General features: G+C 64.6%; 15 protein-coding genes and 1 tRNA gene. 9 read left to right on the top strand and 7 right to left on the bottom strand.

The genetic code is table 11. The features are described 5' to 3' along the window. Positions 1 to 66 precede the first annotated feature (66 nt). Entirely contained in the window at positions 67 to 1464 is a 1398-nt protein-coding gene (locus QRN52_RS16490) for a CoA transferase (RefSeq protein ID WP_284754338.1), read from the top strand. 54 nt (positions 1465 to 1518) lie between these two features. On the opposite strand, the gene QRN52_RS16485 is transcribed toward QRN52_RS16490, so the two are convergent. After that, a tRNA-Lys gene (locus QRN52_RS16485) sits at positions 1519 to 1591 on the bottom strand. A 136-nt stretch (positions 1592 to 1727) separates the two neighbouring features. On the opposite strand from QRN52_RS16485, the gene QRN52_RS16480 reads away from it, so the two are divergent. From QRN52_RS16480 to QRN52_RS16470, 3 genes are all read left to right on the top strand, one after another. Beyond that, a complete protein-coding gene (locus QRN52_RS16480; protein ID WP_265980649.1) occupies positions 1728 to 2387 on the top strand; it encodes a hypothetical protein in 660 nt (219 codons plus the stop codon). A 238-nt stretch (positions 2388 to 2625) separates the two neighbouring features. Continuing rightward, positions 2626 to 3243, top strand: coding sequence for a DUF47 domain-containing protein (locus QRN52_RS16475; protein ID WP_269994243.1), 618 nt, complete (start codon positions 2626 to 2628; stop codon positions 3241 to 3243). 1 nt (position 3244) lies between these two features. Further along, positions 3245 to 4258, top strand: a complete 1014-nt coding sequence (locus QRN52_RS16470) for an inorganic phosphate transporter (protein WP_284754334.1) — start codon at positions 3245 to 3247, stop codon at positions 4256 to 4258. Between the two features lie 39 nt (positions 4259 to 4297). Here the strand turns inward: QRN52_RS16470 and QRN52_RS16465 are convergent, their stop codons facing one another. Then, a complete protein-coding gene (locus QRN52_RS16465; RefSeq protein ID WP_284754333.1) occupies positions 4298 to 4978 on the bottom strand; it encodes a response regulator in 681 nt (226 codons plus the stop codon). Next, positions 4975 to 6552: a sensor histidine kinase gene (locus QRN52_RS16460; RefSeq protein WP_284754501.1), complete on the bottom strand. Its 1578-nt coding sequence runs from the start codon at positions 6550 to 6552 to the stop codon at positions 4975 to 4977. The genes QRN52_RS16465 and QRN52_RS16460 overlap by 4 nt, the downstream gene beginning before the upstream one ends. 257 nt (positions 6553 to 6809) lie before the next feature. On the opposite strand from QRN52_RS16460, the gene QRN52_RS16455 reads away from it, so the two are divergent. From QRN52_RS16455 to QRN52_RS16445, 3 genes are read left to right on the top strand one after another with little or no spacing between them, the layout of a single operon-like run. Further along, positions 6810 to 7817, top strand: a complete 1008-nt coding sequence (locus tag QRN52_RS16455) for a tripartite tricarboxylate transporter substrate binding protein (protein WP_284754332.1) — start codon at positions 6810 to 6812, stop codon at positions 7815 to 7817. Continuing rightward, the gene (locus QRN52_RS16450; protein ID WP_284754331.1) at positions 7814 to 8335 is read left to right on the top strand and encodes a tripartite tricarboxylate transporter TctB family protein; all 522 of its coding nucleotides are present in this window, start codon (positions 7814 to 7816) and stop codon (positions 8333 to 8335) included. Before QRN52_RS16455 ends, QRN52_RS16450 begins: the two co-directional genes overlap by 4 nt. Position 8336: 1 nt before the next feature. Then, positions 8337 to 9881: a tripartite tricarboxylate transporter permease gene (locus QRN52_RS16445; RefSeq protein ID WP_284754330.1), complete on the top strand. Its 1545-nt coding sequence runs from the start codon at positions 8337 to 8339 to the stop codon at positions 9879 to 9881. A gap of 214 nt (positions 9882 to 10095) precedes the next feature. Here QRN52_RS16445 and pstB read toward each other — a convergent pair whose 3' ends face one another. The 4 genes from pstB to pstS all read right to left on the bottom strand — a co-directional run bounded on the left by pstB (position 10096) and on the right by pstS (position 14227). Then, positions 10096 to 10875, bottom strand: a complete 780-nt coding sequence (gene pstB, locus QRN52_RS16440) for a phosphate ABC transporter ATP-binding protein PstB (RefSeq protein ID WP_184740670.1) — start codon at positions 10873 to 10875, stop codon at positions 10096 to 10098. A 48-nt stretch (positions 10876 to 10923) separates the two neighbouring features. Continuing rightward, positions 10924 to 12033 carry a phosphate ABC transporter permease PstA gene (gene pstA / locus QRN52_RS16435; RefSeq protein ID WP_284754327.1) on the bottom strand — a complete coding sequence of 370 codons (1110 nt, stop codon included), beginning with the start codon at positions 12031 to 12033 and terminating at the stop codon, positions 10924 to 10926. Beyond that, entirely contained in the window at positions 12033 to 12965 is a 933-nt protein-coding gene (gene pstC / locus QRN52_RS16430) for a phosphate ABC transporter permease subunit PstC (RefSeq protein WP_284754325.1), read from the bottom strand. The genes pstA and pstC overlap by 1 nt, the downstream gene beginning before the upstream one ends. A gap of 140 nt (positions 12966 to 13105) precedes the next feature. After that, entirely contained in the window at positions 13106 to 14227 is a 1122-nt protein-coding gene (gene pstS, locus QRN52_RS16425) for a phosphate ABC transporter substrate-binding protein PstS (RefSeq protein WP_284754323.1), read from the bottom strand. A gap of 282 nt (positions 14228 to 14509) precedes the next feature. On the opposite strand from pstS, the gene QRN52_RS16420 reads away from it, so the two are divergent. Then, the gene (locus QRN52_RS16420; RefSeq protein ID WP_284754321.1) at positions 14510 to 15640 is read left to right on the top strand and encodes an FUSC family protein; all 1131 of its coding nucleotides are present in this window, start codon (positions 14510 to 14512) and stop codon (positions 15638 to 15640) included. 41 nt (positions 15641 to 15681) lie between these two features. After that, a complete protein-coding gene (gene radA / locus QRN52_RS16415) occupies positions 15682 to 17055 on the top strand; it encodes a DNA repair protein RadA (RefSeq protein ID WP_284754320.1) in 1374 nt (457 codons plus the stop codon). The last annotated feature ends 5 nt before the right edge of the window (positions 17056 to 17060 follow it).

Raw genomic sequence — 17060 nt, 5'->3', positions numbered from 1 at the left:
TTGGGCAGGAAGAGTCAGATCCGGCTGGCGTTGCCCGTCCGCGTGGGCCCGTCCAGAATGGTGAGTGTGAACGACAGCTTCGCTGATGTGGCCTCCCGCATGTGGCAAACAATCTGCGCCGATAACGACAGTGCGGATTTGCAGGCCGCCCAGCTAACGACGAGCGGGCCACGGGCGGTCCTACGGGCCGCTTTCGACGTGACAGGACTTGCGACGGGAGCGGTTGCCGTCGCAACGGTGGCCGCAGCGCAGTTCCTCGCAGCTCGCAGCCAGTCAAAGCAGCCAGTAGTGACGGTAGACAGTCGGGAGTCGCGCGCCGCGTTCGCGTCCGAGAGGCTGTTCACCCCGATCGGCTGGACCCGGCCACCGATGTGGGACCCCATCGCCGGCAACTATCGTGCCGCAGATGCATGGATCAGGCTGCACACCAACTACGCCAGCCACCGCGCCGCCGTCGAGCGGGTACTGGGCGCCCATGACCAAGAAGCAGTTCAGGCCGCAGTGGCAGGGTTGCGTGCCGAAGAATTGGAGACGGCGATTGTGGAAGCGGGCGGATGCGCCGCCGTCATGCACAACCGAGGCCAATGGCTCGCGTCGGCTCCGGGGATGGCGACCGCGGACGCGGCGCCGCTGACCGTCGTCGAACGCTACTCATACGGAGCCGGCACTCCGGACTCCGTCGGGCAACTGCCCTTCGACGGAGTGCGCGTGCTCGACCTGACGCGGGTGATCGCCGGACCGGTGTGCACCAAATTCCTCGCTGGCTACGGTGCCGATGTGCTGCGGATCGACCCGCCGGGCTTTGACGAGGTGCCGTCGCTGCTGCCTGAGACGACTCTCGGCAAACGTACTGCCGCCCTGGATCTCACTGCCTCAAGCGACCGCGCGACGTTTGAGGAACTGCTCGCGGGTGCCGATGTGCTCGTGTCCGGACTGCGGGCCGACGCCCTGAAACGCTTGGGCTACGACGACGAAGCCCTCACCCCCATGAACCCCGGACTGATCATCGCCAGCTTGGACGCGTACGGCTGGGATGGCCCGTGGCGCCATCGCCGCGGGTTCGACAGCCTGGTCCAGATGAGCTGCGGGATCGCCGACGACGGAGCCACCGCCACGGGACAAGCGGAGCCGGCCCCGCTTCCCGTCCAAGCCCTCGACCATGCGACCGGCTGGTTATTGGCCGCGGCCGTCGCACGCGCTCTGACCCGACGGCTCACCCATTCGATGGCCGCCCGCATCCAGGGCTCACTCATCGGCACGGCCAACCTGCTCTACTCGTTGCCCCTGCCGGACGACCACCTGGCTGTACCTACACCCGAAGACTTCGCACTCGTGGCAACCACCACCGACTGGGGGCCGGCGCAACGCGTGCCGCTTCCAGGGCGAATCGACGGCGTCCCCGCGCACTGGTCGCAGCAAGCCGGCCCGCTCGGCCGTCACCCCGCCACGTGGGCCACACGGTAACAGGCCACGTACAAGTAAACCCCCGGAACCGTGCGGTTCCGGGGGGTTTTAGGGTGGGCCCTGTGGGGATCGAACCCACGACCCACGGATTAAAAGTCCGATGCTCTACCAACTGAGCTAAAGGCCCCTGCCGACTGTAGAAACAGCCATAAATACTGTACCTCAAGCTCAAGGCCGTTTTGACACGGGCAGCACCCGCGCCGTCGAACGCAACAAGCCCAGTCAAGAGTGCACGAGCGAAAACACAGGAGTAGCGTTGGGGCATGAGCGAACAATCGGGACCTCCTGTATACGGCGGAGCAAATAGGCACCACAAGCCGAAACCCTTCGCGCCGATTGACTTCGAGCCGTTTGCCGGCGGAGCGGACCCCGCGCGCGTGTCCGAAGCCGCGCACCTTGCCGCCCAGGCGCTCGTGCGGCGAGGTCGGGATAGCGATGATCCCAAGATCACGAGGCGCCTCGTGAAACTCGCTGACGAGCAAGGCCTGGAGGCTATCGCTGAAATGTGGGCCGAGAGCCCCGCCCGGTCTTTGCCTGGCGCCTTGTGGCGGCTCTATGCCTTGCGCGCGGCCACCATGCAGAACTCCGAGCGCATTTCCGTGTACTTCAAGGCCGGGAGGGACACCGCCCAGGTTTCCCATGTTGTGGCGGGGGCAGCCGAGCCGCCGGGAGCGGACGAAATGAAGCAGATGGCAGATGCCATCCTCTCGGGAGCGTTCGACGGCGATTTCGACGTCGCGCTGGAACGCTCAGCCGCGTTTTGCCGCGTCGTCGCGCTCGGCCAAGCAACCCTGGCGGACAGCGCAGAGCATTCCAACGAAGGCCACGCGAGCAAGCTGACCCGGAACTCGCACCAACTCGTGAAGACCGCGGAAGATCTCGAGCACGCGGCCAATGCATGGCGCCTCGGAGAGCTGGACTGACATGAAACATAAGGGCGACCGGCCGTCACAACCACCCCCGGCGCCAGCTGTCAAGATTGACTTAGCTCGGCCGACGTAGAAAACTGAAACTGGTGTCGAACCGCGAAACCCCCGGGCTTCAACTTATAGCCGCTTCGAGCGGCCTACCGCCGAGAGGCGTATCCGGTTCGGCACCATTTTTATGCCCTTCGGCGAAGACGCCGCCCCGCCCGCACCCCTCCCGCCTACCGGAAGCCAAATGAAGCTGCGTCTCTTCCCCCAAGAACCCGCCGGGTTGCAATTGTTGTCGCAAATGGCCCGCCAGATTCTTGAGGCAACCGGGACGCTTTCTGAGATCTTCGGAGCCCCTGTCGCGGAGCACGAACGGCTTGTGGAGGAGTTGCACGAGCACGAGGCGAAATCCACGGATCTGCATTTCGCCTTGCTGACCCACATGCGCACGAGTTTCGTGAACCCGCTCCCCCGCGAGGACATGTACGCCCTCTCCCGTTTCCTCAACGAGGCGATGGAGAAGCTGGATGCCGCGGGTGAGCTCGTAGCCCTCTACAAACTGGACCGCGTGCCCAAGCGCGCGGCGGATCAGTTGGAGATCATCAGCCGCCAGGCGGAACTCACAGTCGATGCCATGCGCCAGTTGGACGATCTGGACGAACTCGAGGACTACTGGATCGAGGTCCTGCGGCTGGCCAAGCGTGCCGAGCGCAGCCACCGGACCTGGGTGGCAGAGATGCTCCGCGACATGAAGTCCACCCAGTTTTCGCGGAACCGCGACGTAGCCAACCAACTAGTGGACGTCACCAAGGACATGCGGCGCGTCGCCACCCAGGTAGGCAGCATCATCGTCAAGGAAGCATGAGGTGGCGGTCGCGTTCTTCGCCCTTGTGGTGGCGCTGGCGGCTGGCTTCGCATTCCTGAATGGCTTCCGCGACGTCTCCACCGCCGTCGCACTCTCCGTGCGGACCCGGGCCCTCACTCCGTCAGTTGCCGTTGTGTTGGCGGCTGTCTTCAACTTCGCGGGGGTACTGCTCAGCGGCGGTTTCGCGCTGATTTTCAGCCAGTCGTGGGTGGTTCTCCCCTCGGGAGTGAGCGGACTGACTGTGCTCGCCGCGGGGCTGTGCAGCGCCATCCTTTGGGGAATCTACGCTTGGTGGCGCGGTGTGCCGCTCTCGTCGACCCATGCCTTGGTGGGAGGCCTGGTGGGGGCCGGAGCTGCAAGCGCAGTCATGGGAGGTGGCTACATCAACGGGGTAGACAGCGTTCTGCTGGCGCAAGTGGTCTTGCCGTTGCTGCTATCCCCTGTGATCGCCTTCCTTGGCGCCTACCTTCTCGTGTGGCCTGTCACGTGGGCGGCGAGATACACCCAGCCCGATGTTATGCACGGCCGTTTCCGCCATGCACAATCCGTCTCGGCCGCTGCCGTCGCGTTCGGACATGGCCTGCAGGACGGGCAGAGAACAGTAGCGGTGATCCTGTTGGGCGCTGTCGCGGCCGGGGTGTCCGACTCCAATGACCTTCCGATCTGGGTCATCCTCCTGACGGCTGTCATGCTCACGGCGGGAACGCTTTGCGGTGGCTGGCGCATCTCGTACACCCTGGGCTACAAGCTGACACGGGTAGACCCGATGCGGGGATTCATCGCCCAGAGCCTGACGTCGCTGATGCTGTTCGTCGGCGCCATCGGCTTCCATTTGCCGCTTTCCACCACGCACACTGTGACGTCGGCAGTGCTCGGCGCGGGAACCAACCAGAACTTTTCCGTCACCAACCGCCGGATGGTGCTGCGGATCCTGGGGTTCTGGGTCGCGACGCCGATCGTTACCGCCGCTGTGGCGTTCGTCCTTGGGCTGGCGCTCTCGCCGCTGTCGCACTGAGTTGAGCGGGTCCCGCTGAGTTCAGCTGGCCCACTGAGTTCAGCGGGGCCCAACACTCCGCCACACGTACCGACGCTCCGGCCGGCCCACTCCGCCATAGCGGAGCTGAACCGTGACCAGGCCTTCCTCGCTCAAGTACTCAAGGTAGCGCCGGGCACTGACCCGGGAGGTTCCCAGGACATCGGCGGCCTCGCTTGCGGAGAGATCCCGGTCCGATTCCTTCAGCAACTGTTCCACCATCCGCAGCGTCTCCGCGCTGCACCCTTTGGGCAGGGGACGTTCACGCCGGCTGAGCCCGAAGACCCGGTTCACGTCGTCCTGCTCGGCCGTGGTCTTGGACGCGGCCAGCGAGCTGTACGCGCGCTGGTAGTGCTGGAGCCGTTCGTTCAGGTCGTCGGCGGAGAAGGGCTTCATTAGGTAGTGGACAATGCCGCCGCGGAGTGCGCGGCGGACAGTATCCACTTCGCGCGCAGCCGTAATGACCAGCACGTCAAGCTCCGGCAGTGCCTCCCGGAGCTGATGCAGCAAGTCCAGGCCACTGATGTCAGGCAGGTGGATGTCCAGGAGGACCAGATCCGGTTTCAATCGCCTAGCCTCGTCCAAGGCCTGCGCGCCTGTGTGTGCCACACCGACCACTAAGAAGCCGGGGGTCTGGCGGACAAATCCTGAGTGGACCTTGGCCACCATGAAGTCATCGTCGACTATCAGGACATTGATCATTCGATTGGACTCCGCTTCTTAAGGCTCGCGGTGAACACGGCACCGCCGTCGTTGTGGACGTTCACCTCTCCGCCCCGCCTCAGACAAGCCAGCCGGGTGAGCGCCAGTCCGAAGCCACGACCGCCGTCGGCCGTTATCGCTTTAGTAGTGAATCCCTGCCGGAAGATGTCCGCCATCCGTTCCTCGACCACACCGGGACCGGAGTCCCGCACCGTGATCACCACACTGTCAGGCTCTTCGGCCAACGTCACGCGGACGGTTGCGTCAGGGGAACCCGCGACGGCGTCCATCGCGTTGTCCACGAGGTTGCCGACAATGGTGGTCAAGTCCCTCGAGAGCTGCTCGTCAACGCGCCCAAGCATCGAGTTCTGGTCCAGCTGCAGCGTTACGACCCGCTCGGCGGCCAGGCTCGCTTTCGCGATGAGCATGGCTGCGAGCGCAGGATCGTGGATACGGGAGGTGACGTCGTCATGCAGGCGTGTTCGGCTGAGGCTGACGCCGCTGACGAAGCTGACAACCTCGTCGTATTCCTTGAGCTGGATCAGTCCCGAAATGGTATGAAGCTGGTTGGCGAACTCGTGTGTCTGTGCCCGCAAGGTGTCCGTTGTAGTGCGGGTGGCTCCGAGCTCCTTCTCCAAGGTGGAAAGTTCCGTGCGGTCCCGCAATGTAGTCACTGATCCGATGACCCGCCCATGTGAAAGGACAGGTTTGCGGTTCAGAACCACTACCCGCTCTCCTGCCAGCACCAAACGGTCCGGGTCCGGCTGCTCCGTGGTCAGGACCTCCCGCAACTGCGGTTCCACGCCAAGCTCGTTGAGCTTGCGACCCACACAATCCATCGGCAGGCCGAGGAACTCGCGCGCGCTTTCGTTGGCAACCGTGATCCGTTCGTGCGGGTCCAGGGCGATAACGCCTTCCTTCACGCCATGCAGGATGGCCTCACGATGCTCAACGAGGCCGGCGATCTCCTCGGGTTCAAGGCCGAGTGTCTGCCGTTTCACGCGCCGGGACAGCAGCACGGAACCGGCCGTGCCCAAGGCCAAGGAAACGCCGAGGTAAGTAAGCAGATCCGGTACGGCGTCGCCCAGCCTCTCCCACACCGAAGGGTAATTCCCGCCGACGGCGACGATCCCCACCATGCGGCCCTCGTCATTGAGCACCGGGACATGTGCCACAAGGGATACCTTGCCGTTCATGTTGACGGCGCCGGTCCATGCGCGCCCCAGAAGGACGTCGCTATCACCCAGGTCCAGCAACGTACCAAGCTGGGAGGGGTCAGGCGAAGTCAGGACGGTGCGGTCCGGTTTGGCCAGGATGACGAAACTTGAGCCGGACACGGTCCGGGCGGATTCGGCGACGGCGGGAAGCGCGGCGCCCTGACCTGGCTCCGCGTCAGGAAGCAGGGAACGGACCACGGGCATCGCAGCGAGGGATTCGGCGGCTGACAGGGCGCGCCGCCCTTCCACACGCTCGAAGGTCTGCACCGATTGGGCAAGCGAGATGAAAATGACCCCGACCAGCACAGCGAGCACAATCAGCAGTTGCAGCCCCAGGTATTGGCCCGCTAGCGACATCCGGCGGCGGCGCAGGATCCTTCGCCTTCCGGCAGCTTTGAGCACAGGTATTTTCCTTTCCGCATCGGGGCCAGCCGGGTGCAGGCCATTCTGCTTCGCGGCTTTTCCGCGCGGGGTCTGTTCCATTATCGGCCCACCTGGCGCTTGTGTGACCGTGACCACAATGAACACAACGATCTTTGAGAACACAACAGTGACCTGCATCACTGCCGCCCGTAGCGTGAAGACACTCCCACCAATGATGAGAAGAGGAACACATGCGTCCAATGAACGCACTGCGCGCCATCGCTGTCGCTGCAGGCCTTGCCGTCGCGGCCACCGGCTGCGGCGTGACCGGCGGCGCCGACGCCGGCAAGACGAGCAGCGCCCCTGCCGGACCGCTGACCGGGCTCCGGATCATGGTCCCCAACACCCCCGGCGGCGGCTACGATACGACGGCCCGCACAGCAGCCAAGGTCATGGGTGATACCAAGACCGCTACAAACGTCGAAGTCTTCAACCTTGCAGGCGCCGGCGGCACGGTGGGCCTGGCACGCCTGGTCAACGAAAAGGGCAACAAGGACCTCGCCATGCTCATGGGCCTGGGCGTTGTTGGCGCCAGCTACACCAACAAATCCGAGGCGAAGCTGACGGCCACCACTCCCCTCGCCCGCCTCATCCAGGAACCCGGCGCCATCATGGTCGGCAAAGATTCCCCGTACAAGACCATCGACGATCTGGTGAAGGTCTGGAAAGAAGACCCATCCAAGGTCTCCGTCGGTGGCGGTTCCTCCCCTGGCGGCCCTGACCATTTGCTCCCGATGCAACTTGCCAAGGCAGTTGGCATCGACCCCAAGAAGGTCAACTTCGTCTCCTTCGACGGCGGCGGCGACCTGCTTCCGGCAATCCTTGGCAATAAGGTCGGCTTCGCGGCCTCCGGCGCCGGTGAATACCTCCAGCAGATCAAGTCCGGCGAAGTACGCGTGCTGGCCACGAGCGGCGAGTCACGTCTGGAAGGCGTTGATGCCCCGACACTCAAGGAATCCAAAATCGACCTCGTCTTCACCAACTGGCGCGGCATTGTGGCTCCGCCCGGAGTTTCCGACGCCGACCGCGACCGTATTGTGGACGCCCTGACCAAGATGCACGCAAGCAATGAGTGGAAGGCAGCCCTTAAGACGCGCGGCTGGTCCGACGCATTCATCACCGGCAATGAGTTCAAGACCTTCCTCACGGACCAGGACAAGCGGGTGGCCGACGTACTGAAGGAACTGGGGCTGGCGTGACGCAGCACGCCACCGCCGCCGGTAAGCCGGCGGCACGCAAAGGCCGCTCCGAGCTCGGCATTGCTGCCCTGCTCGGGGCGGCCGGCGCCGTCGTTCTCTGGGACGCATCCCGGTTGGTAGTCCCGTACTCGGTATCAGATCCGGTGGGTCCCAAGGCCCTTCCAATCATCATCGGGAGCCTGCTCCTCGTCACTGCCGTGCTGCTGGCTGTCAACGTTTTGCGCGGCGGCCGCGGCCAGGCCGAAGAGGGCGAGGACGTGGATCTGAGCCATCCCGCGGACTGGAAGACCGTCCTGCCCCTGGCTGGCGCCTTTGTCCTGAACATCCTGCTGATCGACGTTGCCGGCTGGGTCATTTCCGGAACGCTGCTTTTCTGGGGCAGCGTGTGGGCGTTGGGTGGCCGCAACTACGTCCGGGACGGGCTGGTCTCCGTGGCCATGGCCCTTCTGACTTTCTACGGCTTCTACTTCGGGCTGGGCATCAAACTCCCCGCCGGCATCTTGGCAGGAATCCTCTGACATGGATACTTTCAATCTGTTGCTACAGGGGTTCTCCACCGCGCTGACCCCCATGAACCTCATGTTCGCGTGCCTTGGCGTGCTCCTCGGCACCGCCGTGGGCGTGCTTCCAGGCATCGGCCCGGCCATGGCTATCGCGCTGTTGCTGCCCCTGACCTACAACCTCGAACCCACCAGTGCGCTCATCATGTTCGCCGGCATCTACTACGGCGGTATGTACGGCGGCTCCACCACGTCCATCCTGCTGAACACCCCAGGCGAGTCGTCCACGGTTATCACCGCAATCGAGGGCCACAAGATGGCAAAGGCGGGCCGGGCTGCACAAGCCCTGGCCACGGCAGCCATCGGTTCCTTCGTGGCCGGCACCATAGGAACCGCGCTTTTGGCCGCGTTCGCCCCCGTGGTGGTGAAGTTTGCGGTGAGCCTGGGCCCGTCCAGCTATCTGGCCATCATGATCCTGGGCCTGTTGACCGTGACTGCGGTCCTTGGAGCCTCCAAGCTCCGAGGCTTCGCATCCCTCGGCCTCGGTCTGGCCATCGGACTGGTCGGCCTGGACCCGGTGACCGGCCAGCAGCGCCTGGTCTTCGGCATCCCCTTGCTGAGCGACGGCCTCGACATCGTAGTGGTGGCCGTGGCGATCTTCGCCGTCGGCGAGGCCCTCTGGATCGCTGCCCATCTTCGCCGCAGCAAGACGTCCACCATCCCGGTGGGCCAGCCATGGATGGGCAAGCAGGACTGGAAGCGCTCTTGGAAGCCGTGGCTCCGTGGAACCGCGCTTGGCTTCCCGTTCGGCGCCATGCCGGCGGGCGGGGCCGAGGTCCCCACATTCCTGTCCTACTCGGTCGAGAAAAAGCTCACCAAGCACCCGGACGAATTCGGGCACGGTGCCATCGAAGGCGTGGCCGGCCCCGAGGCCGCGAACAACGCCTCCGCTGCCGGGACGTTGACGCCCCTGCTGGCGCTCGGCCTGCCGACCAATGCTACGGCGGGCGTCATGCTTGCCGCCTTGATGCAGTTCGGCATCCAACCCGGTCCGTTGCTCTTCCAGAACGAACCAATCCTGGTCTGGGGCCTCATCGCCAGCTTGTTCATCGGGAATACCCTGCTCTTGCTCTTCAACCTGCCCATGGCGCCCTTGTGGGCCAAGCTGCTGCGGATTCCCCGGCCTTACTTGTATGCCGGGATACTGTTCTTCGCAACGCTGGGCGCGTACGCGGTCAACCTGCAGGCATTCGACTTGGTCATCCTGCTGGTGCTCGGTGCACTGGGCTTCGCCATGCGGCGCTTCGGCCTGCCGATCCTGCCCCTGATCATCGGCCTGATCCTGGGTCCCCGGATCGAAGGTCAGCTGCGCAAGGCCTTCCAGCTGAGTGCGGGCAACATCTCCGGCCTGTGGAACGAACCGGTCGCCGTGGTGGTCTACCTCTTGGTGGCGCTCATTCTTTGCTGGCCGTTGGTGGCCTTGGCCTGGCGCCGCTTCCGGCCGGCGAAGGCAGCGGCTCGGGAGGCGGCCCTTGAGAGGGATCCGCACCAGATCCGCTTGTAGCCCTCAGGTATGCAAAAGCCCGACGGCGGCAGTCACCTTCCGAAGTGACCGTCGCCGTCGGGCTTTACTGGGCCCACAGCAGCAGGGGTCCCCGGGCGTGGGCCCACGCCGCCAGGGTTCCCTGGCCGGGGGCCCACACCGGCGAGGGCCCCTGCCTGAGCTTGCGAAGGCTGGGAGCCGGTGGGGACTTGCGAGGCTAGGGTGGCGGTGGGGATTATCCGAACCGGCCGGAGACGTAGTCTTCCGTGGCCTTCTGGGACGGGTTGTTGAAGATGGTGGTGGTGTCGGCGAACTCGATGAGCTTGCCGGGCTTGCCGGTGCCGGCGATGTTGAAGAACGCGGTCTTGTCGGAAACGCGTGCGGCCTGCTGCATGTTGTGGGTCACGATCACCACGGTGTACTCGTCCTTGAGCTCATTGATGAGGTCTTCGACGGCCAAGGTGGAGATGGGGTCAAGCGCGGAGCAGGGCTCGTCCATGAGGATGACCTGCGGTTCCACGGCGATGGCACGGGCAATGCAGAGCCGCTGCTGCTGGCCGCCGGAGAGTCCGGATCCCGGCTTCTCAAGGCGGTCCTTGACCTCGTTCCACAGGTTCGCGCCGCGCAGGGACTTCTCCACGAGTGCGTCGGCCGCGCCCTTGCTGATTTTCTTGTTGTTCAACTTCACGCCGGCCAGCACGTTGTCGCGAATGGACATGGTGGGGAACGGGTTGGGCCGCTGGAAGACCATGCCGACCTGGGTGCGGACGGTCACTGGGTCCACGCCGGGGCCGTAGAGGTTGTCGCCGTCGAGCAGGACTTCGCCTTCGACGCGGGCCCCGGGCAGTACCTCGTGCATGCGGTTCAGGGTGCGCAGGAAGGTGGACTTGCCACAACCGGACGGACCGATGAACGCCGTGACCGATTTGGCTTCAATGTTGATATTGACGCCTTCAACGGCCAGGAAGCTGCCGTAGTAGACGTTCAGATCCTTGACGTCGATCCGCTTAGACATGGTGTTCCTTCGGTGCTGTGGTTGGAAGTTTGCGTGTGGCCTGGCGGTTCAACGGCCGGCCTTGGGGGCGAAGATCCGGGCTATCAGCCTGGCGCCGAGGTTCAGGAGCATCACCAGGATGATCAGGACCAGTGCGGCGCCCCATGCCCGCTGGCTCGACGGGTCCGGGTTGGACGGCGAGGTCGGGTTCAGGATCTGCGTGTAGATGAACGTAGGCAGTGAGGCCATCCAGCCGCCGAACACGTTGTTGTTGATGGTGGTCGCGAAACCTGCGGTGACGAGGATCGGAGCCGTCTCGCCAATCACTCGGGCGATCGCCAAGGTGACGCCGGACGCGATGCCGGAAATCGCCGTCGGGATGACCACCTTGAGGATGGTGCGCCATTTGCGGACGCCGAGCGCGTAAGCCGCCTCGCGGAGCTCGTTCGGGACGATTTTGAGCATTTCCTCGCTCGAGCGAACCACCACCGGGATCATCAGGACTGAAAGCGCGACGGCGGCAACCGCACCGGTCTTGGTGCCCGGGCCGACCACGGCGAAGAAGAATGCTGCGGAAAAGAGACCCGCCACGATCGAGGGGATACCGGTCATGACGTCGACGAAGAACGTGATGGCACGGGCGAGGGCCCGGTCGTTGCCGTACTCCACGAGGTAGATAGCCGTCAGCAAGCCAACCGGGACCGATATGACAGTGGCGAGCAGGGTGATCTGCACGGTGCCCAGGAGCGCGTGGTAGACGCCGCCGAGGACCTTCGTGCCGTCATCGACGCTCTTGTTGTCGAGGGCACCTGTGACGCCGTTCATGGATGTCGTCAGGAAGCCGGGGGTGATGATGCCCGGGATGCCGTTCACGAGGACGGTCCAGATCACCGAGATCAGGGGCAGCAGCGCAACAAGGAACGAGCCGACGATCAGGCATGTGGCAAGCTTGTCGTTTGCCTTACGGCCGCCTTCGACGGCTGCGCTCCAGCCGACCAGGCCGATCGTGAAGAGAATGGCGGACACGAGGCCCCAACCGAAGGCGTTGAAGCCGATCAGTGCAAGGATTGCAGCGCCGAGTACCAAGGCGACGGCCAGGACGACATACGGTGCGAAAGCGGGCAACTGGCCCTTGGTCAGTGCGGAGCGTTTGCGCGCTACGGGGGCTGTGACAGTCATTAGTTGGCTCCCGAGAATTCTTTGTGCCTGGAGATGATCCAGCGTGCAATCATGTTGACACCCAGGGTGATGACGAACAACACCAAGCCGGCCGCGATCAACGTACTGACCTTGAGTCCGCTGGCTTCAGGGAAGTTCAAGGCGATTTCCGCGGCGATGGTCTGGTTGCCGGACTGGATCAGGCTTGCGGTCAGTGCGCCGGAGGAGAGGACCAGCGCGACGGCCATGGTCTCGCCAAGTGCACGGCCGAGGCCTAGCATGATGGCGCTCACGATGCCGGGTCGCCCGAACGGCAAAACCGCAATCTTGATCATTTCCCAGCGGGTCGCGCCGAGGGCCAGGGCGGCTTCCTCGTGGAGCTTCGGGGTCTGCAGGAAGATCTCGCGCGACAGGGAAGTGATGATCGGCAAGACCATGACGGAAAGGACGATGCTCGCGGTCAGGATGGTCTTGCCGGTAGCGGAAGCCGGGCCTTGGAAAATCGGCAGCCAGCCCATGTTGCTGGCCAGCCAGCCGTAGGCGGGCGAAATCTGGGGGGCAAGGAATGCCGCGCCCCATGCGCCATAGACCACGGAAGGAATGGCAGCGAGGAGGTCCACCACATAGCCAAGGCCCGAGGCAAGCCTGCGGGGCGCGTAGTGGGAGATAAACAGTGCAACGCCGATGGCAACGGGAGTTGCAATCACAAGTGCGATGACGGCGGCAATCAGGGTTCCCACCACGATCGGACCGATGTAGGCGAAGAAGCCGTGGCCGCCCTGGATGTCCGCGGGTGGAGCCACAAGGGCCGGAATGGCCTGGATGACAAGGAAAAGTGCGACGCCGAAGAGAACCGCGAGGATCAGGCATCCCGCGGCCAAGGTGGCTCCGGAGAAGACCTTGTCCCCGGCGCGTCCGGCACCTTGGGAAGTGGTCAAGGAGTTGGTGGTCACTTCACGATCCTTCAGATTCACTCAAAAATGGCCAAGTTCCCCGCCCCGTCCGGTGATGTTTCACCAGCGCGGGACGGGGAACGTTGATATTCAAGGGTAGTGGTGACGCGGTCCGCGGCACCACTACTCCATTGTGGTCCTTAGGCCTTGGCCTTGATGGAGTCAACAGCGGCCTTCGCCTTGTCCTGCAGCGCCTTGGAGAGCGGAGCGGACTTGGCGGAGCCGGCAGCAGCCTGCTGGCCGGCGTCGGAGACTACGTAGCTCTCGAATGCCTTGACCAGGTCAGCGGTTTCCTTCTTGTCGTAGGTGGTGCAGACGACGTGGTAAGAAACGAGGACTACCGGGTAGGCCGAGGAATCCGTGGTGGTGCGGTCGAGCTTGATGGACAGGTCGCCGGTCGGGCGGCCTGCAACGGGCTTGCCCAGTTCAACAGCCTTGGCGGCAGCGGCAGCGGAGATCTTGACGAAGTCCGAGCCAACCTTGATTTGCGCGGTGCCGAGCTTGCCGGAAACTGCGGAATCGTCAGCGTAAGTCACGGCACCCGGGGTGTCGGTGACGGTCTTGACGACGCCGGAGGTGCCCTTGGCGTTCTCACCCTTCAGGGAAGCAGGCCAAACGCCGGCTGCCTTGTCGGTCCAGACCGAGGGAGCAGCGGCAGCCAGGTAATCGGTGAAGTTCTGGGTGGTTCCGGAGTCGTCAGAGCGGTTGACCGGGGTGACCTTGAGGTCCGGAAGCGTGACGCCGGCGTTCAGGGCGGCGATTGCCGGGTCGTTCCAGTTGGTGATCTGGCCGCGGAAGATCTTGGCAACCGTGGTGGCGTCGAGCTTCAAGTCCTTGACGTTCGGGATGTTGAAGGCAACGGCGATCGGCGAGACGTAGACCGGGATGTTGATGGCGCCATCGGTGCCGCACTTGGTCTTGGAGGTGGCCAACTCAGCGTCGCTCAGGTAGGCGTCAGAGCCTGCGAACTGCGCGGAGCCGTCGAGGATGGCCTTACGGCCTGCGCCCGAGCCATCCGGGGAGTACTGGACGGTGGCACCCGGGTTGGCGGAAGCGAACGCGGCCTTCCAAGCGTCCATGGCCGCGCCGGTCGAGGAGGCGCCGATGCCGGTCAGCGTGCCGGTGACCTTGACGGCTGCGGCGCTCGGGGTGGCTGCCGGTGCGGCGCCGGTTGCGTTATCTGAACCACAAGCGGTCAGCGCAAGGGCGCCGACTGCGAGGACCGCAATTGCCGCGTTGCGGCCGAAGCGAGTTGCCTTCACTGGGATGTACCCCTTCCAGGGATTCTCTGATGCGTGCCGAGGGAGAAAGTCGGCATACGAAAGATTTGCGTACGTGTTTGTACCTTGATTGACGGTAGGAGCCGCAGGTAACGGGATCGGCGGTCCAAAGTGAACGGGAGATGAACGGCGGCGGACCATTGGTTTACAAGTGCAGCGTCGCCCTTGCGCTTGGCGTGTCATGGGGGATTAAGTGACGCCCCTCACTTCAAGGCTTCCTCGGCGTGCCGCACTCCGTGAGCCGCTCCTGAATAGACTTGAGCCATGAGCGCCCCCCAAGGACTTTCAGCAAGCAAGAAATTCCTGCGGGCGCGGCTGCGCACCGGCTTCGTCCGCAGCCGGAACTCCTTGGTTCCGGCCGTCCAGATGACCGTGTGCGCTGTGGGCGCCTACGCGTTCGCTGAATACATCCTGGGGCACAAGGGACCCCTTTTTGCTGCCACCTCGTCCCTGATCGCGCTCGGCTTCTCGCGGGATCCGCGGCTTCGCCGGGTGGTGGAAGTCGGGCTCGGCTGTACCCTCGGGATCGTCATCGGCGATTTGCTGCTCCACTGGCTGGGTTCGGGAATCTGGCAAGCCGCCGTCGTGCTCCTTTTCTCCATCCTCCTGGCCCGGTTCCTGGACAGTGGCTCCATCTTCACCACCCAGCTCGGCCTGCAATCACTTCTCGTGGTCCTGCTGCCGGCACCGGAAGGCGGGCCGTTCACGCGGAGCATCGACGCCGTAGTCGGCGGGGTTTTCGCGCTGCTGGTCACCATGCTGGTCCCGAAGGACCCGCGACGGGAACCGCGCCAGGACGTCCGCAAACTCCTCCACGAACTCTCGGAGGTCCTCCGTGAGTGTGCCGACGCATTGATCAACAGCGACTCGACCCAAGCTTGGCATGCCCTCATCCGGGGGCGGAATTGCCAGCCCCTCGTGGACCGGATGCGCCAATCCCTCAAGGCCTCTGGTGAGGTGGCCACGCTCGCCCCGGCGTACCGGCGGCACCGCGACGAGTTGGCCATGCTGGAGGAATCGCTGGATTCCATCGACCTCGCCCTTCGCAACGGCCGCGTGTTCGCGCGGCGGCTGACGAGTGCCATCAACCATGCCGCGTTGACGGACGAGGCCACGGACAGCATTTCGGAGGTCCTGCAGGACACTTCCGCCGCGGTCGAGGAACTGTCACTCGGACTCGCGGAAGTGCACGACGGCGCCCGCCGCGCCCACCTGCGAGGCGCTCGGCAGGACTTGGCTGACATTGCCACCCGCTTGCACCCCAAAATGCTGCACGTCCAGAAGCTCGAGGGCGAAACAGTGGTGATGCTCTTCCGCCCGCTCATGGTGGACCTGCTCGAAGCCGCGGGCATGGACCCCCGCGAGGCAAGGGACGTGCTTCCTCCATTGCAGTAAGGCGCACTTGACTGTCCTACCCCTCCACTAGCCTTGTACGCATGGCTTCCAAGACCTCACGCACCTCCAAGACACCCGCGTACAAATGTGCCGAATGCGGGTGGACCACGGTCAAGTGGGTGGGGCGCTGCGGCGAATGCCAGGCGTGGGGCACCGTGGAGGAAACAGGCGTCACAGTTGCGCGTACGACGGCGGCCACAACGGTTTTGGAGCCGGCCCGCCGGATTGCCGAGGTAGACGGCACCACGGCCGCGTTCCTGCCCACCGGCGTCGACGAACTGGACCGCGTCCTGGGCGGAGGGCTGGTTCCCGGTGCGGTCATCCTGCTTGCCGGGGAACCCGGCGTCGGGAAATCCACGCTGCTCCTGGATGTCGCGGCGAAGTTCGCCCGCACGGGCCAGGACGTCCTGTACGTCACGGGCGAGGAATCGGCGGCCCAGGTCAAGCTCCGTGCGGAAAGGATTGACGCGGTCGCGCATACCCTCTATCTCTCTGCGGAAACCGACCTCGGGCAGGCACTGGGGCAAGTGGAGAAGCTCGAGCCGAAGCTGCTGATCGTGGACTCGGTACAGACCCTCAGCAGCGCCGATGTCGAAGGTAGCGCGGGCGGAGTCTCACAGGTCCGGGAAGTCGCAGCGTCCATCATCGCCGCCGCAAAGCGCCGCAACATGACCACCCTGCTGGTTGGCCACGTGACGAAGGACGGCTCCATTGCCGGTCCGCGTCTCCTGGAGCATCTGGTGGACGTCGTGTGCCAGTTCGAAGGCGAGCGCCATTCGCGCTTGCGATTGTTGCGCGCGGTCAAGAACCGCTACGGGGCCACGGACGACGTCGGCTGTTTCGACCTGAACGAAGCCGGCATCGAAGGCCTCGCCGATCCCAGCGGGCTTTTTGTGTCGCGGACGCGCGAGCCGGTGTCGGGCACATGCATCACCGTGACCATGGAAGGCAGGCGCCCGCTGCTGGCCGAGGTGCAGTCGCTCCTGGCTGAGAGTGCCAGCTCACAGCCGCGCAGGGCCACGAGCGGCCTGGACAGCTCGCGCGTCGCCATGCTCCTGGCTGTGCTTCAACAGCGGGCCGGCTGCATCCTGCACAAGGACGACTCCTACGTGGCCACTGTCGGAGGGGTGAAGTTGAGCGAACCGGCCACCGACCTCGCGGTGGCGCTTGCCGTGGCCTCGGCGAAGGCGCGCAAGGCACTGCCTCAGCGGCTCATTGCATTCGGCGAAGTTGGCCTGGCTGGCGAGGTCCGTCCCGTGCCGGGGATCAACCAGCGCATCCACGAGGCGCAGCGGCTTGGTTTCACCCACGCCGTGGTGCCCGCCAGCCCTAACGGACCGGGGCCCATCCCGGAGGGTTTCTCGGTCCGCGAGGTGGCACACCTGGCCGAGGCTTTGGAGTTGCTGATCACGTAGCGCCG

The sequence above is a fragment of the Arthrobacter sp. efr-133-R2A-120 genome, assembly GCF_030209835.1.
GTDB lineage: Bacteria > Actinomycetota > Actinomycetes > Actinomycetales > Micrococcaceae > Arthrobacter.
The sequence above is the reverse complement of the archived record's forward strand: the minus strand, read 5'-3'. Positions and strand labels throughout refer to the sequence as shown.